Source organism: Bifidobacterium sp. LH_558, from assembly GCF_056356295.1.
This window is the reverse complement of sequence record NZ_JBKETZ010000002.1, coordinates 24398-49053: the sequence shown is the minus strand read 5'-3', so window position 1 is coordinate 49053 and position 24656 is coordinate 24398. Positions and strand designations below refer to the sequence as shown.

General features: G+C 64.0%; 25 protein-coding genes, 1 tRNA gene and 1 pseudogene. 24 read left to right on the top strand and 3 right to left on the bottom strand.

Annotation, left to right across the window (positions count from 1 at the left end; translation table 11 throughout):
- The first annotated feature begins 58 nt into the window (after positions 1 to 58).
- From atpE to nucS, 8 genes are all read left to right on the top strand, one after another.
- Entirely contained in the window at positions 59 to 289 is a 231-nt protein-coding gene (gene atpE / locus AC1AV0_RS03095; RefSeq protein WP_072724687.1) for an ATP synthase F0 subunit C, read from the top strand.
- A gap of 88 nt (positions 290 to 377) precedes the next feature.
- Positions 378 to 896: a F0F1 ATP synthase subunit B gene (locus AC1AV0_RS03090; RefSeq protein WP_476571028.1), complete on the top strand. Its 519-nt coding sequence runs from the start codon at positions 378 to 380 to the stop codon at positions 894 to 896.
- 41 nt (positions 897 to 937) lie between these two features.
- Entirely contained in the window at positions 938 to 1759 is an 822-nt protein-coding gene (locus AC1AV0_RS03085; RefSeq protein ID WP_476571026.1) for a F0F1 ATP synthase subunit delta, read from the top strand.
- 47 nt (positions 1760 to 1806) lie between these two features.
- The gene (atpA, locus tag AC1AV0_RS03080) at positions 1807 to 3435 is read left to right on the top strand and encodes a F0F1 ATP synthase subunit alpha (protein WP_476571024.1); all 1629 of its coding nucleotides are present in this window, start codon (positions 1807 to 1809) and stop codon (positions 3433 to 3435) included.
- A 3-nt stretch (positions 3436 to 3438) separates the two neighbouring features.
- A complete protein-coding gene (locus tag AC1AV0_RS03075; RefSeq protein ID WP_476571022.1) occupies positions 3439 to 4359 on the top strand; it encodes a F0F1 ATP synthase subunit gamma in 921 nt (306 codons plus the stop codon).
- A gap of 8 nt (positions 4360 to 4367) precedes the next feature.
- Positions 4368 to 5849: a F0F1 ATP synthase subunit beta gene (gene atpD, locus AC1AV0_RS03070; protein ID WP_476571020.1), complete on the top strand. Its 1482-nt coding sequence runs from the start codon at positions 4368 to 4370 to the stop codon at positions 5847 to 5849.
- Positions 5849 to 6160, top strand: coding sequence for a F0F1 ATP synthase subunit epsilon (locus AC1AV0_RS03065; protein WP_476571018.1), 312 nt, complete (start codon positions 5849 to 5851; stop codon positions 6158 to 6160). The genes atpD and AC1AV0_RS03065 overlap by 1 nt, the downstream gene beginning before the upstream one ends.
- Before the next feature lie 111 nt (positions 6161 to 6271).
- On the top strand, positions 6272 to 6976 hold the full coding sequence (gene nucS / locus AC1AV0_RS03060) for an endonuclease NucS (protein WP_094637434.1): 705 nt from the start codon (positions 6272 to 6274) through the stop codon (positions 6974 to 6976).
- Positions 6977 to 7078: 102 nt separating this feature from the next.
- Here nucS and AC1AV0_RS03055 read toward each other — a convergent pair whose 3' ends face one another.
- Complete coding sequence (locus AC1AV0_RS03055) at positions 7079 to 8053, bottom strand: FKBP-type peptidyl-prolyl cis-trans isomerase (RefSeq protein WP_476571016.1); 975 nt, start codon at positions 8051 to 8053, stop codon at positions 7079 to 7081.
- An 81-nt stretch (positions 8054 to 8134) separates the two neighbouring features.
- Between AC1AV0_RS03055 and AC1AV0_RS03050 the strand changes: the two are divergent.
- The 3 genes and pseudogenes from AC1AV0_RS03050 to AC1AV0_RS03040 all read left to right on the top strand — a co-directional run.
- Positions 8135 to 9274 (top strand): annotated as a pseudogene (locus AC1AV0_RS03050) (hypothetical protein); the annotation flags it as partial.
- A 251-nt stretch (positions 9275 to 9525) separates the two neighbouring features.
- On the top strand, positions 9526 to 10479 hold the full coding sequence (locus AC1AV0_RS03045; protein WP_476571606.1) for a DUF8094 domain-containing protein: 954 nt from the start codon (positions 9526 to 9528) through the stop codon (positions 10477 to 10479).
- Positions 10480 to 10564: 85 nt separating this feature from the next.
- Positions 10565 to 11536 (top strand): tetratricopeptide repeat protein, encoded by a 972-nt coding sequence (locus AC1AV0_RS03040; RefSeq protein WP_476571014.1) that lies wholly within the window; start codon positions 10565 to 10567, stop codon positions 11534 to 11536.
- A 25-nt stretch (positions 11537 to 11561) separates the two neighbouring features.
- On the opposite strand, the gene AC1AV0_RS03035 is transcribed toward AC1AV0_RS03040, so the two are convergent.
- Positions 11562 to 12188 carry a CYTH domain-containing protein gene (locus AC1AV0_RS03035; protein ID WP_476571012.1) on the bottom strand — a complete coding sequence of 209 codons (627 nt, stop codon included), beginning with the start codon at positions 12186 to 12188 and terminating at the stop codon, positions 11562 to 11564.
- 110 nt (positions 12189 to 12298) lie between these two features.
- Here AC1AV0_RS03035 and AC1AV0_RS03030 point away from each other — a divergent pair.
- From AC1AV0_RS03030 to AC1AV0_RS02970, 13 genes are all read left to right on the top strand, one after another.
- Positions 12299 to 12374: transfer RNA gene (locus AC1AV0_RS03030), tRNA-Arg, on the top strand.
- Between the two features lie 224 nt (positions 12375 to 12598).
- The gene (locus AC1AV0_RS03025) at positions 12599 to 13030 is read left to right on the top strand and encodes a hypothetical protein (RefSeq protein WP_476571010.1); all 432 of its coding nucleotides are present in this window, start codon (positions 12599 to 12601) and stop codon (positions 13028 to 13030) included.
- Positions 13031 to 13271: 241 nt separating this feature from the next.
- Positions 13272 to 13940: an ECF transporter S component gene (locus AC1AV0_RS03020; protein WP_476571008.1), complete on the top strand. Its 669-nt coding sequence runs from the start codon at positions 13272 to 13274 to the stop codon at positions 13938 to 13940.
- A 119-nt stretch (positions 13941 to 14059) separates the two neighbouring features.
- Positions 14060 to 14449 carry a Rid family detoxifying hydrolase gene (locus AC1AV0_RS03015; RefSeq protein WP_072724702.1) on the top strand — a complete coding sequence of 130 codons (390 nt, stop codon included), beginning with the start codon at positions 14060 to 14062 and terminating at the stop codon, positions 14447 to 14449.
- 118 nt (positions 14450 to 14567) lie between these two features.
- Positions 14568 to 15449 carry a lysophospholipid acyltransferase family protein gene (locus AC1AV0_RS03010; RefSeq protein WP_476571006.1) on the top strand — a complete coding sequence of 294 codons (882 nt, stop codon included), beginning with the start codon at positions 14568 to 14570 and terminating at the stop codon, positions 15447 to 15449.
- A 5-nt stretch (positions 15450 to 15454) separates the two neighbouring features.
- Positions 15455 to 15595, top strand: a complete 141-nt coding sequence (locus AC1AV0_RS03005; RefSeq protein WP_476571004.1) for a hypothetical protein — start codon at positions 15455 to 15457, stop codon at positions 15593 to 15595.
- A complete protein-coding gene (locus AC1AV0_RS03000) occupies positions 15592 to 16590 on the top strand; it encodes an NAD(P)H-dependent glycerol-3-phosphate dehydrogenase (RefSeq protein WP_476571002.1) in 999 nt (332 codons plus the stop codon). The genes AC1AV0_RS03005 and AC1AV0_RS03000 overlap by 4 nt, the downstream gene beginning before the upstream one ends.
- A 208-nt stretch (positions 16591 to 16798) precedes the next feature.
- On the top strand, positions 16799 to 17887 hold the full coding sequence (locus AC1AV0_RS02995; protein ID WP_476571000.1) for a D-alanine--D-alanine ligase family protein: 1089 nt from the start codon (positions 16799 to 16801) through the stop codon (positions 17885 to 17887).
- Between the two features lie 135 nt (positions 17888 to 18022).
- Complete coding sequence (locus tag AC1AV0_RS02990; RefSeq protein ID WP_476570998.1) at positions 18023 to 19171, top strand: ABC transporter substrate-binding protein; 1149 nt, start codon at positions 18023 to 18025, stop codon at positions 19169 to 19171.
- A 125-nt stretch (positions 19172 to 19296) separates the two neighbouring features.
- Positions 19297 to 20250 (top strand): ABC transporter permease, encoded by a 954-nt coding sequence (locus AC1AV0_RS02985; RefSeq protein WP_476570996.1) that lies wholly within the window; start codon positions 19297 to 19299, stop codon positions 20248 to 20250.
- Complete coding sequence (locus AC1AV0_RS02980; protein ID WP_476570994.1) at positions 20241 to 21149, top strand: ABC transporter permease; 909 nt, start codon at positions 20241 to 20243, stop codon at positions 21147 to 21149. The genes AC1AV0_RS02985 and AC1AV0_RS02980 overlap by 10 nt, the downstream gene beginning before the upstream one ends.
- 18 nt (positions 21150 to 21167) lie before the next feature.
- Positions 21168 to 22373, top strand: coding sequence for an ABC transporter ATP-binding protein (locus AC1AV0_RS02975; RefSeq protein WP_476570992.1), 1206 nt, complete (start codon positions 21168 to 21170; stop codon positions 22371 to 22373).
- Positions 22374 to 22533: 160 nt separating this feature from the next.
- The gene (locus AC1AV0_RS02970; RefSeq protein ID WP_476570990.1) at positions 22534 to 23538 is read left to right on the top strand and encodes a lysostaphin resistance A-like protein; all 1005 of its coding nucleotides are present in this window, start codon (positions 22534 to 22536) and stop codon (positions 23536 to 23538) included.
- Between the two features lie 40 nt (positions 23539 to 23578).
- On the opposite strand, the gene AC1AV0_RS02965 is transcribed toward AC1AV0_RS02970, so the two are convergent.
- Entirely contained in the window at positions 23579 to 24352 is a 774-nt protein-coding gene (locus AC1AV0_RS02965) for a mechanosensitive ion channel family protein (RefSeq protein ID WP_476570988.1), read from the bottom strand.
- Positions 24353 to 24656: the final 304 nt, after the last annotated feature.

The window sequence follows — 24656 nt, the reverse complement described above, 5'->3', positions numbered from 1 at the left end:
CCGACAACAACCATCAAGATTTCCTTCGTAACAGAAGAAAAACCAGAAAGGACAAACCATGGATATCATCACCCTCGCGGAGGTCGCTGGTAACATCAACGTCATCGGCTACGGTCTGGCCACTCTTGGCCCCGGCATCGGCCTTGGCATCCTCATCGGCAAGACCATCGAGAGCACCGCTCGCCAGCCTGAGGTCGGCGGCCGTCTGCAGACGCTGATGTTCCTCGGCCTCGCCTTCGTCGAGGTGCTGGCCCTGCTCGGTCTGGTCGCGGGCTTCATCTTCCAGTGAGACCTTCGCCGCGTGCGCGAGACCCACACCCGTGGGCGGCATGCGGCGCAGCTAAGGGAAGTTTGAAAGCCAACGAAAGGAGAACGACATGACTTTTGCGGAAGAGAGCGGCATCGCGCTGTTCATCCCCAAGGTCTACGACATCGTGTGGTCGCTGATCATTCTGGTGATCATCGCGGTGTTCTTCTACAAGTTCTTCATGCCGAAGTTCCAGGCCGTGTTCGATGAGCGCGCCGAGAAGATCCAGGGCGGCATCGAGAAGGCCGAACAGGCCCAGGTCGAAGCCAACGCCGCCAAGGAGCAGTACGAGAACAAGCTGAGCAACGCCCGCGTCGAAGCCTCGAAGATCCGCGACGACGCCCGCGCCGAAGCCTCGCACATCATCGCCGACGCCCGGTCCCGCGCCGAAGCCGACGCGGCCCAGATCATGGCCAACGCCCAGCGTTCCATCGAATCGCAGCAGCAGCAGGCCCTGGTCTCGCTTAAGGGCGAGGTCGGCGTGCTGGCCACGGCTTTGGCCGGCAAGATCCTTGGCGCCAAGCTGGAGGACGACGCCGTGCAAAGCTCGATGATCGATTCGATGATCGACGGCATGAGCAAGAAGTGACAGTGGCTCGACAGTCAAACGCAAAGAAAGGGAGGTGAGACATGCGAGGAGAGGCATCACGTATCGCCGATCGCGAGTCGCGTGACTCGCTGGCCCCGCGTCTTCGCGACACCCGTGAAGAGGCGTGGCGCATTGGCAACGAGCTCTTCACCATCACGAACGTGCTGGATCATGACATCCATCTCGAGCGCGCGCTCACCGATCCGTCCCGACCGGTCGCCGACAAGCAGGCCGTGCTCAAGACGATTCTGGGCGACCAGGCGCACGAGATGACCATGACGATCATGAACGATCTGGTCGGCCGCAAGTGGAGCCGCGTGTCCGACATCGCCAACGCGGTGGAGGACTTCGCCGTGGACGGCATGATGTACTACGCCGACGCCACCGACGCCACATTGCAGGTGTCGATCGAGTTGGCGCAGCTGCATTCGGCGCTGCTCAACCTGCCCGTGGTGCGTTCGAAGCTTTACGACGCGAACGTGCCCGCCGAGGCGCGCATCAAACTGCTGTTCGCCCTGATCGACAATCAGGGATTCAGCAAGGTCACGATGCGTCTGGCCGAGCATGCCACCTGCAACCTGCGCAACCGCCGCTATCTGGAGACCATCCAGTGGCTGATCAACAAGTTCTCGCGCCATATGGGCGAGTCCATGGTCACCGTGACCACGGCCGTCGAACTGAGCGAGGACCAGATCCAGCGCCTGATCGCCGTCTACTCCGAGAAGACCGGACACCCGGTGCACATCAACTCGGTGGTGGACCCCACGGTGATCGGCGGCATGCGCGTCCAGGTGGGCGACGAGGTCACGGACAACACCGTGGTCGCGCAGCTGCAGCACCTGCACAGGGCTGTGGCGGCCTGACCGGAACTGAAGACTTACTTAACGAAACACAATCAGAAGGAGTGATCATGGCAGAACTGACCATCGATCCCGCCTCGATACGCAAGGCGCTCGACGAGTTCGTCGAGTCGTACAAGCCGAGCGACACCCCCACCCAGGAAGTGGGCTACGTCGCCACGGCAGGCGACGGCATTGCGCACGTGACGGGTCTGCCTGGTTGCATGGCCAACGAGCTGCTGACCTTCGAGGACGGCACGCTTGGTCTGGCGTTCAACCTGGACGCTCGTGAGATCGGCGTGGTTATCCTCGGCGATTACGCGGGCATCGAGGAGGGCCAGGAAGTGCGCCGCACCGGCGAAGTGCTTTCCGTGCCCGTCGGCGACGGCTATCTGGGCCGCGTCGTGGACCCGCTGGGCAACCCGATCGACGGACTGGGCGAGATTCAGAGCGAAGGCCGCCGCATCCTCGAGGCCCAGGCCCCGGACGTGATGCACCGCCATCCGGTGGACGAGCCGCTGTCGACCGGCCTTAAGGCCATCGACGCGATGACCCCGATCGGCCGCGGACAGCGCCAGCTCATCATCGGCGACCGCCAGACCGGCAAAACCGCCATCGCGATCGACACCATCATCAACCAGAAGGCCAACTGGGAATCCGGCGACCCGAAGAAGCAGGTGCGCTGCATCTACGTGGCGGTCGGCCAGAAGGGTTCCACCATCGCCTCGGTCAAGCAGAGCCTGATCGACTCCGGCGCCATGGAATACACCACCATCGTGGCCTCTCCGGCGTCCGATTCCGCCGGCTTCAAGTACATCGCCCCCTACACCGGTTCGGCCATCGGCCAGCACTGGATGTACAACGGCAAGCACGTGCTCATCGTCTTCGACGATCTGTCGAAGCAGGCCGAGGCCTACCGTTCGATCTCGCTGCTGCTGCGCCGCCCGCCGGGACGTGAGGCCTACCCGGGCGATGTGTTCTACCTGCACTCCCGTCTGCTCGAACGCTGCGCGAAGGTCTCCGATGATCTCGGCGGCGGTTCGATGACCGGTCTGCCGATCGTCGAGACCAAGGCGAACGACGTGTCCGCCTACATCCCGACCAACGTGATCTCCATCACCGACGGCCAGATCTTCCTGCAGTCCGACCTGTTCAACGCGAACCAGCGCCCGGCCGTGGACGTGGGCATCTCCGTGTCCCGAGTCGGCGGCGCCGCGCAGACCAAGGCACTGAAGAAGGTCTCCGGCACGCTGAAGATCTCGCTGGCGCAGTACCGCTCGCTGGAATCCTTCGCCATGTTCGCCTCCGATCTGGACGCGGCTTCGAAGGCCCAGCTGACCCGTGGCGCGCATCTGACCGAGCTGCTCAAGCAGCCGCAGTTCAGCCCGTACTCCATGGAACAGGAAGTGGTTTCGGTGTGGACCGGTACGAACGGCAAGCTCGACGACCTCGATCTGGCCGACGTGCTGCCCTTCGAGCAGGGTCTGCTCGACTATCTGGAGCACAACACCGACATCCTGACGACCATCCGCGACACCGAGGCCTTCACCCCGGAGACCGAGGCGGCCTTGTCCAAGGCCGTGGACGCCTACCGCGAGACCTTCGTCTCCACCGCCGGCAAGCCGCTGGTGGACAAGAAGCCCGAGGTCAAGCAGGACACCCCGGTCGACCAGGAAACGATCGTGGCGGGGGAGAGGTAACCTATGGGCTCGCAACTCGCATTGAAATCCCGCATTGCCTCCACGTCGTCGTTGGAGAAGATCTTCAACGCGCAGGAGATGATCGCGTCTTCGCATATCGCCCGCGCCCGTGACGTGGCGCTGAACGCGAAGCCGTACACCGATGCGATTTTCGATGCCGTGCAGGCTCTGGTGGCCCACACCCATGTGTCGCATCCGATCGTGAAGAAGGAAGAGGACAACCCCCGCGTTGCCGTGCTTGCTCTCACATCGGATCGCGGCATGGCCGGCCCGTACACCTCCTCGATCATCCGTGAGACGGAATCGCTGCTTGCCCGGCTCGACGCCGAGGGCAAGCAGCCGGAGCTGTACGTGTACGGTCGCCGCGGATCGACGTACTACAAGTACCGCAACCGCGCGATCGCCGACACATGGGAGGGCAACACCGACCAGCCCGGCGTGGAAATCGCCGAGACGATCTCCAACGCGCTGATGGAAGCGTATATGAAGCCGGCGAGTCAAGGCGGAGTCTCCGAACTCTACATCGTCTACACCGAGTTCATCAACATGGTGGTGCAGAAGGTGCGCGTGCTGCGCATGCTGCCGGTGGAGCTGGTGCGCCCCGATCAGCCGGACAACGGTCCCATGACCGAGGACGACGCCGAGAACGTCTCGCCGCTGTACGCCTTCGAGCCGAGCCTCGACGAGGTGCTGGATGCGATTCTTCCGAAGTACATCCAGTCGCGCATCCACGAGTGTCTGCTCACCGCGGCCGCATCCGAGACCGCGAGCCGGCAGAACGCCATGCATACGGCCACGGAGAACGCCCGCAATCTGATCGACGATCTGACCCGCAAGCTCAACGCCTCGCGTCAGGCCTCGATCACCCAGGAACTTACCGAAATCATCGGCAGCGCTGACGCGCTGAACACAAAGGAAGAGTAGGAACGCATATGGCTGAGAATCTCACCACTGCGCCTCAGGAGAACGAAGTCGCCATCGCCGGCCGCGTGACCCGCGTGCAGGGCTCGGTGATCGACGTCGAGTTCCCCGTGGGCCACCTGCCTGACATCTACAACGCTCTGACGGTGGAGCTCGGCGATACCGGCGTTCGCGAGGAGGGCGAGGAGCCCACGCGCATCACCCTTGAGGTCGAGCAGCACCTCGGCGACTCCACCGTGCGCGCCGTCGCCCTGAAGCCCACCGACGGCCTGGTGCGCGGCGCGGTCGTCACCGACACCGGCGGCCCGATCCAGGTGCCGGTCGGAGACGTGACCAAGGGCCACGTGTTCGACGTGTCGGGCAACATCCTCAACAAGAAGGACGGCGAAACCGTCACCGTCACCGAGCGTTGGTCCATCCACCGCAACCCGCCGGCCTTCGACCAGCTGGAATCCAAAACCCAGATGTTCGAAACCGGCATCAAGGTGATCGATCTGCTCACCCCGTACGTGCAGGGCGGCAAGATCGGTCTGTTCGGCGGCGCGGGCGTGGGCAAGACCGTGCTGATCCAGGAGATGATCCAGCGCGTGGCCCAGAACCACGGCGGCGTCTCCGTGTTCGCCGGCGTGGGCGAGCGTACCCGTGAGGGCAACGATCTGATCGGCGAGATGGAGGAGGCCGGCGTTCTGGAGAAGACCGCCCTGGTCTTCGGCCAGATGGACGAGCAGCCAGGCACCCGTCTGCGCGTGCCGCTGACCGCGCTGACCATGGCCGAGTACTTCCGCGACGTGCAGAACCAGGACGTGCTGTTGTTCATCGACAACATCTTCCGCTTCACGCAGGCCGGTTCCGAGGTGTCCACGCTGCTGGGCCGTATGCCTTCCGCCGTGGGTTACCAGCCGACCCTGGCCGACGAGATGGGCGCCCTGCAGGAGCGCATCACCTCGACCCGCGGCCACTCGATCACCTCGCTGCAGGCCATCTACGTGCCCGCCGACGATTACACCGATCCGGCCCCGGCCACGACCTTCGCCCACCTCGACGCCACCACGGAGCTTTCCCGTGACATCGCGTCCAAGGGCATCTACCCGGCCGTGGACCCGCTGAGCTCCACCTCGCGAATCCTCGACCCGCGCTACGTGGGCCAGGCGCACTACGACTGCGCGAACCGCGTCAAGGCGATTCTGCAGCGTAACAAGGAGCTGCAGGACATCATCGCCCTGATCGGTATCGACGAGCTGAGCGAAGAGGACAAGACCACCGTCGCCCGTGCCCGCCGCATCGAGCAGTTCCTCGGCCAGAACTTCTACGTGGCTGAGAAGTTCACCGGTCGTCCGGGCTCGTATGTGCCGGCCGACGAGACCATCGAAGCCTTCACGCGCATCTGCGACGGCGTGTACGACGACGTTCCGGAGCAGGCGTTCTCCGGCATCGGCGGCATCGACGATCTCGAGCGCAAGTGGCATGACATGCAGAAGGAACTGGGTGCGTGATGACAGGTTCTGAACAGACCGCAGGCAAGAGCACGATGATGGTGACCATCGTCGCCGCCGACCATCCCGTGTGGCGCGGTGAGGCGGTGAGTGTGACCATTCCCGCCTCCGAAGGCGGCATGGGCATCCTGCCGAACCACGAGCCGCTGCTCACGCTGATCAAGCAGGGCCGGGTCACCGTGGTGGAACCCGACGGTGATCTGCACATGTTCGACGTGACCGACGGATTCATCTCCTTCGACTCGAACAAGCTCACCGTGGCCGTCGAACGCGGACACGACGTGGTGTACACCACCACCGAGCAGCAGTAACGCGCCATCCCATCTCCCAAGCGGGGCCTCACTCCAACCGAGTGGGCCCCGCTTTCGTATTCTCGTGGGTTTCCGCGTCGTGCGGCAGGGGATGGGGTACAGTGGGTGGCCGTGCGAATACTTGTTGCTGATTGCCGTGCGGAATACACCGGCCGACTGAACGCCTCGCTGCCTCTGGCGCGCCGCGTGCTGCTGATCAAGGCCGACAACAGTCTGCTGATCTTCTCCGAACTGGGCTCCTACAAGCCGCTCAACTGGATGAGCGCGCCCTGCACATTGAAGGACATCACGCCGGACAACGCCGATGCGGACGTGGACACGCCCGCCCCCGAGAAGGTGCTGCGCGTCTGCGCCGACAAATCCAGCGATGTGCTCGAAGTGACCCTGCAGCATATCTACTCCGACGAAACCTACGACCTGGGCGAGGATCCGGGTCTGATCAAGGACGGCGTCGAAGACCATCTGCAACGCTATCTGGCCGAGCAGATCGAACGCATCGGCGAAGGCGCGCGACTGGTGCGCCGCGAATACCCCACCGCAATCGGACCGGTCGACATCATGGCCATCGACGCGAACGGCGAGCATGTGGCCATCGAAATCAAGCGCAACGGCGGCATCGACGGCGTGGAGCAGCTCACCCGCTACTGCGAGCTGCTCAACCGCGACCCGCTGCTGGCGCCCGTGCGCGGCATCTTCGCCGCGCAGACCATCACCCCGCAGGCGCAGGTGCTGGCCAAGGACCGTGGTTTCACTTGCCTGCTGCTCGACTACGACGAGATGAAGGGCACCGAGGACGACTCCCTGCGTCTGTTCTAAGACCAATCCGAACGGATACAGCGAGGGCCCGGCCATCGGGCGGTGATGAACCGCCGATGACCGGGCCCTCGTCGTGTTAAGTGTTCAGCGAAGCTAGACGAATCAGTACGCCGCGACGATATCGACCACGAACACGATCGTGGCGCCGCCGGGGATGGTGTCGCCGCTGCCGCTGTCGCCATACGCCAGATCGGCGGGGATGACCAGCAGCACCTGCGAGCCGACGGTCTGGCCGATCAGGCCGTCCTTCCAGCCCTGGATGATCGAGCCGGAGGAGGAGAGGTCGGCGCTGAAGGTGGTGCCGCGGTCCCAGGAGGAATCGAACTGCGTGCCGTCGGTCAGCCAGCCGGTGTACTTGACCACGGCGGTGCTGGAGTCGGTCAGGGTTTCGCCCTCGCCCTTGATCAGTGTCTGCGCGATAAGCTCGTCGACCGTGCCCTGTCCGTTCATATCGATGGAGGGCTTGCCGTCCTCGTCGCGCGTCACCTTCGGCAGGTTGGAGGGCACGTCGGTGACTTCCTCGCCGGTGGCCTTCTCAAGGTCGCGAGACTTGGAGACCAGCGTCAGCGCCATGATGTACGAGGAGACGGTGGAGCTCGAGGAGCTGGAGGAGCTTGACGTGTCGTTGATACCGAACGCCACGGTGGTGTTGAGCGGCTGGCCTTTAAGCACGTCGTAATAGGTGGAGGAGAGGTAGTCGGAATCGACGAGGATCGAGCAGTCCGGGGTGTCGTCCTCCCAGGTGCTCATCAGCTCGGAGCCGTCCTCGACGTTGATGGCCACGCCCTGGGCGCAGACGCGGTCGCCGTCTTCGACGGTTTCGCCATTGCCCTTTTGCAGTACGGAGTACGCTCCGTTTTCCACGGTCATGGGGGTGTGCAGTTTGATGGTCGGCTTCTCGCCGAGCTCGCCGGTGGCGGTGATGCCCGCGATCTGGTTCGCTTCCGACGATGAGGTGGAATCGTTGGAATCATTGGAATCTGAGCTGCTGGAGCAGGCGGACACGGTAAGGCATAGAGCCAGTGAGGCAATGGCGGCCATCGTCTTGGCCGCGCCACGGAATACAGAATTGCGCATAGTCCCCCACAGTAGCCGTAAACCCTGATTTTGCCCCGCGTCTAGGTAATCAACAGGTGAAGATTGTAGAATGGTGCCGTTATGAGTGTTGAAGAACAAGAAAGCGCGGACGCCAAGCGTCCCACGCGTCATGCCATGTTCATGCGGGGTGTGGTGACTCCCATCTTCGGTCTGCTCGCAGTAGCGGCCGTGGTGCTGGGTGTTATGAACGCCACCGTATGGAAGCCGAGCGCCCAAATCGAAGCCACCGCGCGGGTTTCGGGCACCCGATACATCGTCACCGATCCGGGTGTGCTGCCGCTGGTGGACGCCAATGCGCGGGTGAACGTCGAGACTTCGGATTCCACGCAGGAGATATGCGTGGCGTTGGGGTCCGCCAAAGACGTCGTCGGCTGGGTCTCCGGCAACGATTACGTGCGGGTGACCGGACTGTCCGACTGGACCGAGCTGTCGACGCAGCGGGCCGACGCTCAGGGGGATGCGTCCTCCGAGTCGGATTCGTCCGTCGCCTTCGAGGACTCGGATATGTGGACCGACGTCTCATGTGATACGGGTTCGGTGGGCATTCGCGCGACCGACGCCACCGAAACGCAGGTCGCCCTCATCGATTTGGGTGAGGACTCCAGCGCGACGGTATCGCTCGGGTGGACCCGCAGCAATGTGCCTGATTTCGCCATGCCGTTCTACTTCGTGGGCGGGCTGTGCGTGGTATGCGCCGTGCTTTCCGCTTCGGTGTTCGCGATGGATCCGAGCAAGCGACGCAAAATGGTGAAGAAGACCGCCGAGGTGGTCGGTGGCGCAACCGGTGCCGTCGCGGGTGCCGCGGAAGGCGCCGGAGCCGCCGCAACGGCCGAAGAGGTGACCATCGGAGCGGCCGTCGCCGGAACCGTCTCCACCGTCACCTCATCGGCATCGAAGTTGTTCAGCGGCAAGAAGAGCCGCCGTCGCCACGCCCGCCATGGTGGCTCCACCACTTCCGTGAGCGAATCGCCGGCCACACCGACCATCGTCGATCCTTCGACCCGCAATCTGGTCGCCGACCAGCAGAACAGCGCCGAGACGCCGGCTCAGGACGTGACGCCGTCCAGCAGCGACAGTCTTCCCGTCGACGATGCCGCCACGTCGGTGATCAGCGCGGACGAACTGCAGGCGTACTTCGCCCGTCTCGCCCAGGAGGTGAGCGGAGGCGAGGAGACGGCCGAGCCTTCTGCTAGCGAATCCGCCGACGAATCCGCTGGCGAAACCGTCGAACAGACGGTCGCCGACGACGACGGGCAGGAGTCCGGTGAGACCGAACCGGAGGAATCCGAGGAAGTCGAGTCGTCTGGGGAAGTCGAGTCTGACGAATCGCAGGAACCGGCGGGCGAATCGCAAGAGACGACGGACGAGTCGGACGGCACCGAATCTCAGGAGGAACAGTGAACGCAACACGATTGAGTAAGGTGTGCGCCGCGGCGGCGATCGTCGTGGCCATGACGGCGTCGTTATGCGCGTGCGAAGGCCGCGTGCCCACGGTCAGCTCCCCCTCCTCCGAGAACACGTCCCCGGACCTGACCGAAACGCAGGAGCAGGAGATCCGCACGCAGATCCTTGAGACGCTGGAAGCGGCCAACGAGGCGAAAAGCACCGACGGACTCGACCAGATCCTCTCCGGACCGGAACTGCAGATTCGCACCAGCGAAATCCTCGTCGCGCAGAAAACCGGCAGCCTGCGCAAGGAAGCCACCATCCCCACGGATATCTCCCAAACCGTGATCCCCACGAACGATGGCTGGCCGCGCTCCGTGTTCACCATCACCACCACCACCGAGGACCAGCAGTCCATGCGTCTGTTGGTGATGACCCAGAACTCCGCGCGTGAGAACTACAAGCTCACCGCGGTGGCGCGACTGTTCTCCGGCGCGCAGCTGCCGAAGTTCGCCATCGCCGAAATCGGCTCGCAGATGGGTGATGCGCAGGACGAGAACCTCGTGGCCACGCCCGCCGAAGCGGTGGAACGCTACGCCGACGTGCTGCAGAACGGCTCCAGCAGCGAATACGCCTCCGAATTCGCGGACGACTACTTCCGTGAACAGCTCACCCAGCTGACGACCACCGTGCAGGAGGGCATGGAGCGCAACAACGGCACCCAAACGCAGACCTTCACCGCCGACCCGCAGCAGATGTGGATCATGCGGTCCACCGAAGGCGGCGACCTGGTGGTGGCGACCATCGCCTCCGAATGGACGCGCCAGGCGGGCGAGGGACGCGAATCCCAGCCGGCCTCCGATGAGGAGCGCGCGCTATTCGGCGACGGCACGGCCACCAGCACCATGAAGGTGACGTATGTGAACGTCGTGGCGCTGTATGTGCCGGGCGAGGACTCCGGACAGCAGATCACCGCGGTGGGCGCCGAACGCTACCCCGTGAAGGTCGAAGCGCTGTAAGCGCAGCGCTCAAAACGCGATACGCAATACGATGCTGGAACTATGATGAGTTCCAGCATCGTTTCTTTTTCGGAAGGTGAGTGGTATGGCAGGGCAGGCAGGATTCAATCCGGGAGTGTCGTTGGCGGGCGCGGTCGATCTGGAGGCGCTTAAGCACCAGGTCAAGGCCGAGCCGGGGCAGGCCGGGGGAGCGCCCGCGGCCGGCGGTTATGTGATCGACACCTCCGAGAACACCTTCCAGGCGATGGTGACCACCTCGGCCACCTTCCCCATTCTGCTGCTGCTGTGGGTGCCGACCGACGACCGTCTGTTCGACATGGCCCGGGCGCTCGGCGACGCGGTGAACGCGCAGAACGGCCTGATCCAGCTTTCGCGCATCGACATCGCCGCCAATCCCTCCATCGCGCAGGCCTTGCAGGTGCAGGGCGCGCCCGCGCTGTTCGCGCTGATCGGCGGACGTCCCATGCCGCTGCTGCAGGGGCTGCCGAGCGCCGACGAACTTACGCAGCTGTGCGAGCAGGTGGTGCCGAAGATCATCCAGGCGGCGCACCAGTCCGGTGTGGACGGCACCGCGCCGTACTCCGGCGATCCCGACGCGGGTGCCGATGGTGCTGCTGATGGTTCTGGCGCTGCGGGTGCCGCCGTGCCGCCCGAGCATATGGAGGCCTATCGTCTGGCCGCCGAAGGCGACTATGCCGGTGCGGCCGACGCCTACGCCCGTGTGCTGGAAGCCGACCCGAAGGATGCGCTGGCCGCGCGGGAACGCGCCAAGGCGCTGCTGCTGATGCGTTCCGGTGAGGCGAATGTGCGTGAGGTTCGTGCCGCCGGCGCCGCCGCTCCCGACGATGTCGAGGCGCAGCTGGCCGTCGCCGACATCGATATGATCGGCGGGCAGATTCAGGACGCCTTCGACCGCTTGCTGGACTTCCTCGCCAACGGGCATAAGGCCGACATCGAGCCGGTACGTCAGCGTCTGCTGGAGTATTTCGCCATTCCCGAGCCCTCCGACCCGCGTCTGGCGGCCGCGCGTCGCCGTCTCGCCACGCTGATGTATTAGTCGCGCTCCGTTGGGCGGGCCGCGACTACTGCATGCGGTTCTTGCCGAAGAATTGCTGGAACTGCGGGCCGTTCTGCGCGAGCTCCGCCTCGAATTCGCTTTCCCACAGGGAGAATGGACGTGCGGCCAGGCCGTCGTTGCTGAAGCGCGCCTGATCGGTGATTTCGGTGGTGCAGAACTTCGGAATGGTCAGATTGGTGACCGGGCCGGAACGCTCCGCCTCCGCGATGATCAGCGGCGCGTTGGCCCCGCCGAACACATCCACGCTCCAGCCGTCCTCCGCAATCCACACGGAGAAACGGTTTTTGACGATCACCTCGCCGCCACGTTTGATAAGCTCCGCGGCGATGCGGGTGTCGATCTCGCGTTCGGCCTCATAGCGGGTGCCGCCCACGGACGGGCCTTTAACGGTGACGAAGGCCTCGGAGAAACGGTTGCGGTATTGGTCGACGACGGCCAGCGGGTCGAAATCGGGCGTCATATCGAAGCGCAGCCCGTGCGCCTGAAGCCGCACGCGAAGCGCATAGTTGCCGTCGTGCACGTAATAGCTTTGCACAATCAGCGTGGGCGCGTCCCCATCATCCATCTCGTCGGGGAACTCGCGGCAGAAGAAGCGGCGCTCGTATTCGAAATCGTTGACTGGCTCAGACATAACCCTAGTCTACTGCCCGAGCGGGGTCGCACGGGCCAATCGGGATTTCGCGCCGTGCGCCGCCGCTGGGCACGTTTTGACCGTCGCGTGGTGTACAGTGATGAAGTCTTGGGCTTGTAGCTCAGTGGATAGAGCGTTTGCCTCCGGAGCAAAAGGCCGTGGGTTCGAATCCCATCAAGCCCACCAATGGCTGGAATCATAACGATTCCGGCCTTTTTGTTTTCCCGGAGTCGTGGGACCAGCGCGCCGCACGTCGGTATCGACGGGCAGCTTTTTGTTATGGGAGCTCACGAATTTGGACGTGATTTTGAGACGATTTGCGTTTATTGCGCTTTCCGATAGGATGACCTGCGGCCTATGCGATGCCGCCCGAGGAAGGCGCGGCATAAGAAGAAACAGGAGTGTGTGTTATGGCTGAAGAGAAGAAGACCAATAAGTGGCTGGTCCCGGTGATCGCGGTTGTCGTCGTGGTGGTGCTGGTGGTGGCCGGCGTGTTCGTGTGGCGTTCGATGTCCGGCGGTTCGGTCGAAAGCGCCAAGGCCGCCTGCGTGGAAGCCTCCGACGCGACCCGCGTGGCGACGAATAAGTACAACGGCCTGGTGAACGGCGACGCCTCCACCGCGGCCGAATACACCGAAGACGATGTGACCGACGCCTCCACGCTGGATGCCCTCAATGAGGCGCTCGCCGCCGAGACGCCCACGTATGTGAGCTGCGCCGCCGACGACGCAGCCGGCTATGAGGCTGTGACTCAGACGCTGAACGAGGCGACCGAATGGTACGAGTCCCATCTTGCGAGCCTGCAGGAGGCCGTCGACGCGGTGAACGCTTCGCTGAAGTGAGATAAGACCAAGACCCGTATCGCGTGATTTTTCAGTCCGCCGGCATCCCACGATGTCGGCGGACTTTTTTCGTATGAATGCGGGCCTTTGATTTATTTATGGGCAAAGCAGATGGAGCCCGCGCGGAGCTGCTAAAGTGCATAGCGGCGTTTCCGCCCGAGCTGCGCAGGTCAAGGAACGCCCGTGCCGGCATCGGCATGTCCGAAACTGTGCGCAGTCCGAGTGGGATAAGGAGCTTCCCATGGGCAACCATGCCTCAAATCAGGCCGATCAGGCCAACCAAGCCAATCAATCCAACAATCTTTCGCACCCCACGCGCGTTCTGCGCTGGACTCCGGCCGACATCGCCGTCGCCGCCGCGCTTGGCGTCGCCTGCGGCATCGTGTTCTGGGGCTTCAACTTCGCCTATGCCGCCATATCCCCGTTCCTGGGCGCGATTCTGCCCGGCGTGGCGAGCCTGCTGCACGCCTTCTGGTATTTCTCCGGCCCGCTGGGACTGCTGATCATCCGCAAACCCGGCGCGGCGATGTTCGTCAATGTGGTCGGTTGCGCGGCCGAGATGCTGATCGGCAACCAGTTCTCCATGGGCTTCGTGTTCGCTTCGGCCCTTCTGCAGGGACTGTTCGCGGAGATTCCGTTCGCGGCGACCCGCTACCGCGTGTTCAACCTGCCCATCTCGCTGCTTTCCGGCCTGTTGGTGGCGGTCGAATACGGTTTCTATCTGCTGTTCTTCCGCTATCAGGGCGTGGCGATCGTCAGCCCGCGCGGCATCACCCATCTCATCTGCGAGATGATCGGTGGTGTGGTGGTCGCCGGCGCGATGAGCTGGTTCCTGTACCTCGCCATCGCCCGCACCGGCGCGCTCGACCGTTTCGCCTCCGGCCGCGCGGTCCGTGGCATGCACGACTGACCGCAATGCGGGCAGTGATTGGGCGGGCGTGACATGCGCTCATTATCATCGCCAGTAGTCGGCGCGTTCGCACGCGAGCACACTGACGCAATCGGCGAAAAAGACTTAAGGAGCGATCAATGAGCGAGAAGATGGAAGCGGTGGCGACCTCCGAGGCGCCGGCGGCGCTGGGCGCGTACAGCCAGGCGGTTAAGGCGAACGGCTTCGTGTTCGTGTCCGGCCAGCTGGGCATCGACCCGGCCACCGGCGAACTGGCGGGCGAAACCGCGGGCGAGCAGGCCGCGCAGGCTCTGAAGAACATCAAGCATATTCTCGACGCGGCCGGCACCGGCATCGAGCATGTGTGCCGCGCCACCATCTACCTGAAGAACGTGGAGGACTTCAAGGAGGTGGACGCCCGCTACGCCGAGGTGTTCATCGGCTCCGTGAAGCCGGCCCGTTGCGCCTTCGGCGGCAACGACATCCCCAAGGGCGCGCTGGTGGAGATCGACGCCATCGCCGTGCTGTGATCGCCTGAGCCCACAGAGGTTTCGCGCCGCGGCCAAACGACATACCGTTTGGCCGCGGCGCAACCATATTATGGCGCGAATCCGCCGATTGGCGGTGGGATAAGGCACAATGGAGGGCATGGTATCGAAAGGAAAACCGTCGCCGCGTTCGGCCGTGAAGCCGCTTGCCGACGCTCAGGTCGCGAAGCTCGCCGCCAAGCATCGTCTGGTGGATCCCACCGCGTACTATCCGACCGGACCGCGCACGCCCAATGAGGCGGAGATCAACGCGCAGAATCCCAAAGCCACCAAACGTCTGCTGGCGGGAGTCTCCCTGGTGTTCCGCGCGAGCTGCAAAACCAAGGCCTGGGGATTGGAGCATGTGCCCGAAACCGGCACGTTCATCACCGCGGCCACGCATGTGACCATGTTCGATGTGTTCGTGCCGATGATGAGCCTGTTCCACCAGGGCCGCCGCCCTCGTTATATGGCCAAGGCCGAGATGGCGACGTGGCCGCTGATTGGCAAATGGTTCCAGCTGGTGGGTATGCAGCCGGTGCAGCGGCGCAGCGGCAAAGCCAAAGACATCACGGACACGTCGATCGACATCGTCACCTCCGGCCGCCCGCTGACCGTATGGCCCGAAGGCACGGTGACGAGGGATCCGCAGAAGTGGCCGATGAGCATGAAGAACGGCGTGGGCGTGATCGCGCTCGAATCGTCGCGTCGGCTGGGATATCAGGTGCCGTTGTTCTGCGCGGTGACGTGGGGCGCGGCCAGCATCAACCATTGGTGGCCGTGGCCGCGCAAGAACGTGGTGATGTGCTATGACGCGGCGCTTGACTACGCCGACCTGCTGGAAGGCATGGACGGCTGGGGCGAGGAGCCGCCGGTCGAGCTCGCCGACGAACTCACGCGCCGCATCCGCGTGCGCATGACCGAGATCATGGCCGAGATCCGCGGCGAGCAAGCCCCCGACGGCGTCTGGGACTACCGCACGATGACCCGAATCAAGGAGTAAGAAGCATGAGCAAGATTACGGTATTAGGGGCGGGCGCATGGGCGGCGCCGTTAAGCGAACAGCCCGGTGGGCTGTTCGTAGGCGACGCTGAGCGGCGACAGCCGCGAAGCAATATGGCAGTACCCCATGCGGAGGTGACGCGATGAGCAAGATTACGGTATTGGGTGCCGGAGCATGGGGTACCTCTTTCGGCCAGGTGCTGGCCGACGCCGGCAATGACGTGACCATGTGGGCCATCGAGCCCGACATTGTGGAGGACATCCGCGACCGCCGCCGTAACGAGGCGCGTCTGCCAGTCGTCGAGCAGCTGCCCGCCAATATGACCGCCACCGGCGATCGCGCCGAAGCCGTGAAAGACGCGCAGATCATCATCGTCGCCATCGCCGCCCAGTTCGCGCGTGTGGCGCTCACCGAATTCAAGGGGCTCATCCCGGCCGACGCCATCGTCGTCAGCCTGATGAAGGGCATCGAACGCGGCACCCACAAGCGTATGGATGAGGTCGTGCGCGAGACGCTCGACCTGCCGGCCGACCGTTTCGCCGCCGTCTCCGGCCCGAATCTGAGCAAGGAGATCGCGCAGCGGCATCCCGCCGCCACCGTTGTGGCCTGCGAGAACATCGACAACGCGCGCAAGGTCGCCGAAGCCTGCACCACCGACTATTTCAAGGCCTTCGTCACCACCGACGTGATCGGTTTGGAGATGTGCGGCTCTCTGAAGAACGTGATCGCGCTCGCCGTCGGCATGGCGCGCGGCGCGAGTTACGGCGAGAACACCGCCGCGATGATTGAGACGCGAGGTCTCGCCGAACTGACCGCTTTGGGCCAGGCGGCCGGCGCCGATCCGAAAACCTTCGCGGGACTCGCCGGCGTGGGCGATCTCATCGCCACCTGCGGCTCCCCGCTCAGCCGCAACTACACCTTCGGTGCGAATCTCGGCAAGGGGATGAGCGTTCAGGAGGCGACCGAAGCCAGCAACGGCGTGGCCGAGGGCGTGCCCACCACGGACGCGGTCGTCGCCCTGGGCGAGGAGCTCGGCGTGCCCACCCCGCTCGCCTACGCGATGAGCCGCGTGCTGGGCGAGGGCATCTCGTGCTCCGAGATGCTCACCCTGCTGTTCGGCCGCGACATCACCGAGGAATAATCATCCGCGCGTGCGTCGCCAACCGCCCCGGCCTACGGACCAGCCTAGGTCGGGGCGGTCGCATATGGGCCGAACCGCCGCATCGAATCGCCGCATGAGAAAGGCGCTGGCGGTTTTTCTGTGTGCATGTCCGCGTGCGAAACCCCGCGGACATGGCGGTGTGCATAATAAAGACTGGTAAACGCACGGTAGAAATGAGGAAAACGATATGGCCAAGAAGCGCGTGATGGTGTTGTACGGCGGCAGGTCCGACGAACACTCGATTTCCTGCATCTCCGCGGCCGGAGTGCTGAAGGCGATCGACACCGAGCGTTTCGAGCCGATTGCGGTGGGTATCACCAAGTCCGGGCAGTGGATCGTCGGCGGCGAGGATCCCCGCGGTTGGGATTTGAGCGATGGTGCCCTGCCGACCGTCGAGGTGACGGATGATTGCCAGCCGGTGACGCTCGACGTGACGCGTGGGCAGGATGGTTTCATGCCGATCGGCCACATCGATGCCGTGTTCCCCGTGCTGCATGGTCCGTACGGCGAGGACGGCACTCTGCAGGGTCTGCTGGAGATGATGGACGTGCCGTACGTGGGCTGCGGCGTGTTCGCGTCGGCCGCCTGCATGGACAAGCATTACACCAAGATTCTGCTCGCCGCGGCCGGCATTCCCGTCGCCCCCGGCATCACCGTGGACGCCCGCGCCTATGACGAATCCAACGCCGACGAGCTGCTCGCCCGCGTTGAGGAGGCCGGACTGCGCTATCCGGTGTTCGTCAAGCCCTCCCGCGCCGGCTCCAGTTTCGGCGTGACCAAGGTGGACTCTCCCCAGGCCGAGGCGATGGCGGCCGCCGTTATCGAGGCGGGCCGTCACGACTGGAAGGTGCTGGTGGAGCAGGGAATCAACGCGCGCGAGATCGAATGCGCGGTGCTGTGCCCCAAGCCCGGCGATGAGCCGATGACCTCCTGGCCCGGCGAGATCGTGCTCGACCGTGAAGGAAGCGACCAGTTCTACGACTTCGATTCCAAATATATGGACGACACCGCAAGCCATGTGGAAGTGCCTGCCAATCTGCCCGAGGATATGCTGCTCCGGGTGCGCGAGGTGGCCGCCAAGGCCTTCCTCGCCGTCGATGCCGCGGGTCTGAGCCGCGTGGACACCTTTGTGACCCCCGACGGCGAGGTGATGGTCAACGAAATCAACACCTTGCCCGGATTCACGCCGATCTCGCTGTATCCCAAGGCCTGGGAAGCGAACGGTTTGAAGTACGCCGACCTCATCACCACGTTGATCGAAGGCGTGCTGCGGTAACGCACGGAGTTCCTTCAAAGTCCGTCTTCCATTCACTATGACGCCACCGTGGCGTTAACCTACGCTCCTAGTCTCTATCTCGGACCAAGGCGGCAACCCGCCGCCGGTCCGGAACAGATAGAGATAGGAATAGCAATGAATTCCCTGCGTAAGATCGCCACCGGCTCCCTCGCCGCCATGCTCGCCGTCACCATGGGCGCCTGCGGATCGACCGCCGCCGGCGGCGAGGCCAACGCCGTTACTGTGAACGAACAGTACGCCTCCGCCACCTCCCTCGCTGATTTCGGCACTATGGAAGACCTTGAGAAGGCCGCCGAAGAGGAAGGCGCGCTCAACGTCATCGCCCTGCCGCACGACTGGGCCAACTACGGCAACATCATCGAGAACTTCAAGAAGAAGTACCCGAACATCACCGTCACCGAACTCAACCCGAACGCCTCCTCCAAGGAGGAGGTCGACGCCGCCACCACCAACAAGGGCACGGACGCCGCCCCCGACGTGTTCGACCTCGGCCAGTCCGTCGCCTCCACCAGCACCGACAACTTCGCCGCCTACAAGGTGCAGTCCTGGGATTCGATCCCCGACTCCGCCAAGGACGCCGACGGCCTGTATTACGCCGACTACACCGGCATCATGTCGATCGGCTGGAACAAAGACAAGTACGGCGAGATCGACAGCATCGACGACCTGCTCGACCCGAAGTTCGCCGGCACCGTGGCCCTGAACGGCAAGCCCGCCGAGGCCGGCGCCGCGTTCAACGGCTTCCTGATGGTCAACGCCCTCTCCGGCGGCGACCTTGACAACACCCAGCCCGGCCTCGACTTCTTCAAGAAGCTCAAGGACGCCGGCAACCTCACCCAGGTGGACGTGACCAACGGCACCATCGACTCCGGCCAGACCGGCGTCGTGTTCGACTGGACGTACAACCAGGCCTCCTACCAGTCCGACCTCAAGGAGAAGGGCGTGAACTGGGAGTACAAGACCTTCCCCGAAGCCCAGGTCGTGAGCTACTACAACCAGGCCATCAACAAAGACGCGCCGCACCCGGCCGCCGCCCGCCTGTGGATGGAATACCTGTACACCGCCGAAGCCCAGAACGAATGGCTCGCCGGCGGCGCCAGCCCGGTCCTGATCGACCAGATGCAGCAGGACGGCACTGTCGATTCCGACGCGCTCGCCTCCTCCACCACCGTCGAAGGCGAGCCGATCTCCTACACCAACGATCAGGCCTCCACCATCACCGAGTGGCTGCAGAACAACTGGGATTCCACCATCGGCAACTGAGCCAGGGTTCCCAAAAGGCTTCGCATCCACCGCAACCCGCCGCATCAGGCGAGCCGGGACGCTCCGAGTGACGGAACGTCCCGGCCTCGCCCGCGACTTGACGGAATCGCAACGATAGGACTGATATGAGTAGTACGACATTCTCCGCGCGCGGCGGGGGAGCGGCGAGTGGACTGCGCGGCGCGAACCGCGTAGGGCCCGCCTCCGGCTCCCTGACCTCCGTGATCGCGCGCCACCGCAAGGAACTCGGCACCCTCGGGGTGACCATCCCGTTCTTCGCCTACACGGCCTGCTTCCTGCTCGCGCCCACGCTGATCGTCGTGGTCGGCGCGTTCTCGTCCACGGACGGCAGCTTCACGCTCGACAACTTCCGCCGACTGGCCGAACCCAACACCATCGCCGCCTTCGGCACGTCGGTGCTCGTCTCCGTGATCTCCGCCCTGATCGGCTCGGTGGTGGGCGCGCTCGCCTCCTACGCGCTGGTGATCGGCTCGCGACCGAACGGTCTGGTCCGCCGGCTGATCGGCGCAATCTCGTCAGTGCTCGCGCAGTTCGGCGGCGTGATGCTCGCCTTCGCGTTCATCGCCACCCTCGGCATCAACGGCGTGGGCACCATGCTGCTGCAACAACTGTTCGGCCTGACCGTGAACCCCAACTGGTTGAGCTCGATGCCCGGGCTGGTGATGATCTACAGCTACTTCCAGATTCCGCTGATGATCATCATCTTCCTGCCCGCCGTCGATTCGATGCTGCCCCAGTGGCGTGAGGCGGCCGAATCGTTGGGCGGCAACACCTGGCAGTATTGGACGCGTGTGGCCGGGCCGATTCTGGCGCCCCGCTTCATCTCCGCCCTCCTGCTGCTGTTCGCCAACGCCTTCTCCGCCTACGCCACCGCGGCCGCGCTGTTCTCGCAGCGTTCGATCCTCGTGCCGCTGATGATCCAAGGCGCGATGCGCAACGAAATGGACGTGAACCAGCAGGGCTTCGCCCAAGTGCTGGCGTTCGCGATGGTCGTGGTCGTGGCTCTCGCGATGCTGCTCAGCCACGCCGTGGAAAAGAGGGCCGGACGATGGCAGTGACACCCGCATCATCCTCATCATTCGCACCATCCGCGACGGGATCCGCGACGGCGACGCAAGACGCGCCGAAACCGCCGCAGCTGCGCGCCGCGCGCATCCGCCGGCAGAACATCATCAAAACGGTTGTGCTCTCTCTGACCATGCTGTTTCTGTTCATCCCGCTGGCGGCCATGTTCCTGTTCACCGTGCACCATCCGCTCTCCGGGCGGTGGAGTCTTGACGCATGGCGGGCGATTTTCACCGGCGACGGCGAATCACTCGGCGCCGACCTGACTGTGCTGTGGCAGGGACTCGGCTCCTCGCTGGGACTGTGCGCCGTAACCGTGGCGCTGATGCTGGTGCTGATGGTGCCGACGATGGTGATCGTGCATATCCGCTCACGCCGGCTGGAACGCGCCATCGAATGGGTCGCCACCCTGCCGCTGACCATCCCCGCCATCGTGCTGGTCGTCGGACTCGGCCCCATCTACCGCTGGCTGTCCGCGGATGTGCTGAGCACCAAACCGATCTGGCTGTGCTTCGCCTACGTGGTTCTGGTCATGCCGTTCGCCTTCCGCGCGCTCGCCGTGGGACTCAACTCCATCGACGTGAAAACGCTGGTCGAAGCCTCCCGCTCGCTCGGTGCCTCATGGCCGCGCGTCTTCCTGCGCGTGCTCATCCCGAACCTGTGGCAGTCCATCCTCTCCGCCTCGTTCATCTCCATCGCCGTCGTGCTGGGCGAATACACCGTCGCCTCGCTGCTCGGCCGCATGAACCTGCAGGTCGCGCTGTACCAGCTCGGCCAATCCAACTCGCAGATCTCCACCGCCATGTCGCTGCTCGCCCTGGTGTTCGGCGTGATCCTGCTTGTGGCGCTCGACCTCATCTCCGCAGCGATGCGCCGCTCCAAAGAACAGTGAACAATGAAGGGTAATCCCATGTCTCTCGCAGAACAAAAAGCCGTCGTCGCGCACACTGCCGACGTATTCGAACCAGCCGTGGCAGACGGCGACATCGTGACCAAAGCAGCCAAGGCCGTGCTCAAGGAATCCAGCGAACGCGGCGGCGGCATCCAGATGATGAACGTCGACAAAATCTACCCCGGATCCTCGGTCAAAGCGCTCGACGGATTCAACCTCGACATCAAACCCGGCGAAATGGTCGTGCTGCTCGGCGGGTCGGGCTGCGGCAAATCCACCGCCCTGCGCTCGCTGGCCGGACTTGAGGATATTCAGGCCGGGCGCATCCTGGTCGGCGGGCAGGATGTGACCGCCACGCCGGTGAACAAGCGCGAGATGGCCATGGTGTTCCAGTCCTACTCGCTGTTCCCGCATATGACCGCCCTGCAGAACGTGGAATTCGGGCTCGAGGTGCGCGGCATGTCCAAAGCGGAACGCCGACGCATCGCCGGCGAGAAGCTGGAACTCGTGGGCCTGTCCGATCAAGCGAACAAATACACGCAGCAGATGTCGGGCGGGCAGCAGCAGCGTGTGGCGTTGGCCCGCGCGCTCGCCGTCCATCCGCGCGTGCTGCTGCTCGACGAGCCGCTGAGCGCGTTGGATGCGAAGGTGCGCGTGCAGCTGCGCGACGAAATCCGCCGCATCCAGCTCGAAACCGGCACCACCACCGTGTTCGTGACCCACGACCAGGAGGAGGCGCTGGCCGTGGCCGACCGCGTCGGCGTGATGAACCACGGGCGCATCGAACAGATCGCCGCGCCCAAAACGCTCTACCAGCGCCCGGAAACCGAATATGTGGCCACATTCATCGGTCTGACCAACCGCCTGCCCGGCGCGTCGAACGGCGATGAGGCGGTGGTGTTCGGCCAGCGCGTGCCGCTGATCGACGGCTCGCGCGTGGGCGGCAACGTCACCGTGCTCGTGCGCCCTGAGTCGTTGACGCTTCAGATGGCTGAAGATGGCCCGTTGCATGTGGGGGAGCGCGGCCGTGTGGAGACGGTGCATTTCCTCGGTGCGTTGGCCCGCGTCGATGTGGTGATCACCTCGGGTGAGTACCAGCGGTGGAACGACGGTGACCAGCTGCGCGCCACGGTGCAGCTGCCGGCCAACGAACTGCCCTTGGGGCTGGAGGTCGGCAGTGATGTGGTGGTCGCGCCGCGTCCTGTGGCGGCGTTGGCGGTCTGAAGACGGGCGTCACACGCAATCCCATAATCCCACATAGCCTTGGAAGGGCGAAATCACGCCATTCTGGACGGGTCTATGTTGTGATTTGGGGTGGTGATAGGGTGCGCACGGGTGGATGGTGAAAAGCCATCCGTGCGACCCACACATTACAATGGCCCACATGAGCGAATATCAGCCGCAGCAGCAATCGTCGATCAACCCGTGGTTCGTAGCGCACAGGCGCTTTTCGACGGTGGGCGTCGCGTTATGCGTGATGCTCGCCTTCTGGATCGGCCTCAACATCGTATGCGCGGGCGTCCTGCTCTCGTTGTTCCCCGACGGCTACCCGGCGTGGGTGGGAATGCTGGCCTCGTCCGGCCCGCTATACGCGGTCGCGATGCCGCTGAGCGTGCTGGCCATGGGCAATGTGCCGCCCTTGGAGACCAAGCGGTTCAACCTCGGCGCGAAGCGCTTCTTCACGTTGCTGGTCATCTGCCTGCCCGTGATGTATCTGGGCAATATCATCGGCATCATGCTGTCCGGTCTGGTCTCCGGCGGGCAAGCCACCAACCAGGTGGCCGAGGTGGTGCTGAGCAGCGACCCCGTGTCCGTGTTCGTGTTCTTCGTGGTACTGGCGCCGATTTTCGAGGAATGGCTGTTCCGCAAGCAGGTCATCGACCGCACACGCCGCTATGGCGAGAAAACCGCCATCGTGCTGTCCGCGCTGACCTTCGCGCTGTTCCACCTGAACCTCTACCAATTCTTCTACGCCTTCGGCCTGGGACTGGTGTTCGCGTACGTCTACATGCGCACCAGCCGCGTGCGCTACTCGATGATCATGCACGCGGTCATCAATTTCAATGGTTCAGTTCTGGCCCCGTGGGTGCTTTCTCAGGTGGATTCGCGCCTGCTGACCGGCGAGCTGAGCGAAGCCGATATGATGCGCTTGGCCGCCGATCCGTCGTCCGGACTGTTTGTCGTCGGCGTGTATGGTCTGGCGCTGATCGCGCTGCTGGTCGTCGGTGTGGCGCTGTTGATCGCCAACCGCAGGAAGCTCGAGTTCTACGCGACTCCCGAGCAGCTTCCCAACGGATTGGGCGCGCGCACGGCGTTCGGCAACCCCGGCATGGTGGTCTACATCATCTTCGCCTTGGCGCTCACCGCTTGGCAGATGCTGCTTGTCTAGCTTTTCGTCCGCTCGCTGATGGGCGGGCGGAGCCGGTGGGTCAGAAGGCCGTCGCCATCCAGTCGGCACCGACCAGCGCTCGTGAGGCGCGGTCCGCCACGGTGGAAGTCAATGTGGTCGCGTCGGCGAAAAGCAGTACTTCACCGGTGATGCCGTAGGGGGAGAATCCCGTGAGCTTGACCAGCGGAGGATTATCGGGGTTGGTGCAGTCGTCGACCGCGCCCTGCAGGCGGGTGAGGATGTCGCGCTCCACCTCGGCGATGTCCGCGTCGGCTTTGGCGGTGAACGGCACGCGCGCGATGCTTTCGTTGGACGCGGTCAGCCGCTCGAGCTGCGCGGTGTTGAGTACGGAATTCGGAATCACCATTTCGTTGCCGTTCCGCTCCGCGATCACCGTCTGACGCCAGGTGATGTCTTTGACTGTGCCCGTGGTGCCGGAGATGGTGACCAGGTCGCCCGGCTGGATCACCTTGCCGAACATCATGCCGAATCCGCCGATGATGTTCGCGATGGTGTCTTTCAGGCCGAGCGAAAGCGCCACGCCGCCGACGCCAAGCGCGGTGATGATGGTGGTCGGGTTGATGCCGAACACCGGCTGCAGCACCATGGCCGCGGCGAGAACCCAGATGAGCACGCGCATAAGGTTGATGAAAATCGATGCGCTGGGAATGTCGGTTTTGGCGAGCGCGTGGCGCATCAGGCGGCTGAGGATTCTGGTGGCCACCGCTGCGGCCGCGACCACAATCGCCAGCCAGATCAGCTTGCCGGCGTTGGTGGCGAACCACAGTCCCACCGCGGTCATCACATCGTTCATCTGTGTGTTCCTTAACGTCTATCCACCGTGTTCGTCTGGCGGGTGCGAACCGCGCGTGCCCTGTGCCGGGCGCGCGTGCATTGTCGTAGGAGACATGCGCTTCGCAATATGGTAGTCCGCCTCGCTGTTCGTTCGCTTGGTGATTGGGGAAACCTTGCGAATAGCGGCACAGAAATCTCGTGCATACTGGTGCGCCGAAAGGGAGGACGCTACCATGAAGGCTATGGCAAAGAATCCCGCAAAGAAGCGGCCCGCCATCTTTGACGTCGCCGAGCTGGCGGGGTGTCCAAATCCTTGGTGCCTC

Excerpts from the sequence above, each read along its gene's own strand:
- atpE (WP_072724687.1), top strand. The coding sequence starts at position 59 with ATGGATATCATCACCCTCGCGGAGGTCGCTGGTAACATCAACGTCATC.
- AC1AV0_RS03090 (WP_476571028.1), top strand. The coding sequence starts at position 378 with ATGACTTTTGCGGAAGAGAGCGGCATCGCGCTGTTCATCCCCAAGGTC.
- AC1AV0_RS03085 (WP_476571026.1), top strand. The coding sequence starts at position 938 with ATGCGAGGAGAGGCATCACGTATCGCCGATCGCGAGTCGCGTGACTCG.
- atpA (WP_476571024.1), top strand. The coding sequence starts at position 1,807 with ATGGCAGAACTGACCATCGATCCCGCCTCGATACGCAAGGCGCTCGAC.
- AC1AV0_RS03075 (WP_476571022.1), top strand. The coding sequence starts at position 3,439 with ATGGGCTCGCAACTCGCATTGAAATCCCGCATTGCCTCCACGTCGTCG.
- atpD (WP_476571020.1), top strand. The coding sequence starts at position 4,368 with ATGGCTGAGAATCTCACCACTGCGCCTCAGGAGAACGAAGTCGCCATC.
- AC1AV0_RS03065 (WP_476571018.1), top strand. The coding sequence starts at position 5,849 with ATGACAGGTTCTGAACAGACCGCAGGCAAGAGCACGATGATGGTGACC.
- AC1AV0_RS03055 (WP_476571016.1), bottom strand. The coding sequence starts at position 8,053 with ATGCGCAATTCTGTATTCCGTGGCGCGGCCAAGACGATGGCCGCCATT.
- AC1AV0_RS03045 (WP_476571606.1), top strand. The coding sequence starts at position 9,526 with ATGACGGCGTCGTTATGCGCGTGCGAAGGCCGCGTGCCCACGGTCAGC.
- AC1AV0_RS03040 (WP_476571014.1), top strand. The coding sequence starts at position 10,565 with ATGGCAGGGCAGGCAGGATTCAATCCGGGAGTGTCGTTGGCGGGCGCG.
- AC1AV0_RS03035 (WP_476571012.1), bottom strand. The coding sequence starts at position 12,188 with ATGTCTGAGCCAGTCAACGATTTCGAATACGAGCGCCGCTTCTTCTGC.
- AC1AV0_RS03025 (WP_476571010.1), top strand. The coding sequence starts at position 12,599 with ATGGCTGAAGAGAAGAAGACCAATAAGTGGCTGGTCCCGGTGATCGCG.
- AC1AV0_RS03020 (WP_476571008.1), top strand. The coding sequence starts at position 13,272 with ATGGGCAACCATGCCTCAAATCAGGCCGATCAGGCCAACCAAGCCAAT.
- AC1AV0_RS03015 (WP_072724702.1), top strand. The coding sequence starts at position 14,060 with ATGAGCGAGAAGATGGAAGCGGTGGCGACCTCCGAGGCGCCGGCGGCG.
- AC1AV0_RS03010 (WP_476571006.1), top strand. The coding sequence starts at position 14,568 with ATGGTATCGAAAGGAAAACCGTCGCCGCGTTCGGCCGTGAAGCCGCTT.
- AC1AV0_RS03005 (WP_476571004.1), top strand. The coding sequence starts at position 15,455 with ATGAGCAAGATTACGGTATTAGGGGCGGGCGCATGGGCGGCGCCGTTA.
- AC1AV0_RS03000 (WP_476571002.1), top strand. The coding sequence starts at position 15,592 with ATGAGCAAGATTACGGTATTGGGTGCCGGAGCATGGGGTACCTCTTTC.
- AC1AV0_RS02995 (WP_476571000.1), top strand. The coding sequence starts at position 16,799 with ATGGCCAAGAAGCGCGTGATGGTGTTGTACGGCGGCAGGTCCGACGAA.
- AC1AV0_RS02990 (WP_476570998.1), top strand. The coding sequence starts at position 18,023 with ATGAATTCCCTGCGTAAGATCGCCACCGGCTCCCTCGCCGCCATGCTC.
- AC1AV0_RS02985 (WP_476570996.1), top strand. The coding sequence starts at position 19,297 with ATGAGTAGTACGACATTCTCCGCGCGCGGCGGGGGAGCGGCGAGTGGA.
- AC1AV0_RS02980 (WP_476570994.1), top strand. The coding sequence starts at position 20,241 with ATGGCAGTGACACCCGCATCATCCTCATCATTCGCACCATCCGCGACG.
- AC1AV0_RS02975 (WP_476570992.1), top strand. The coding sequence starts at position 21,168 with ATGTCTCTCGCAGAACAAAAAGCCGTCGTCGCGCACACTGCCGACGTA.
- AC1AV0_RS02970 (WP_476570990.1), top strand. The coding sequence starts at position 22,534 with ATGAGCGAATATCAGCCGCAGCAGCAATCGTCGATCAACCCGTGGTTC.
- AC1AV0_RS02965 (WP_476570988.1), bottom strand. The coding sequence starts at position 24,352 with ATGAACGATGTGATGACCGCGGTGGGACTGTGGTTCGCCACCAACGCC.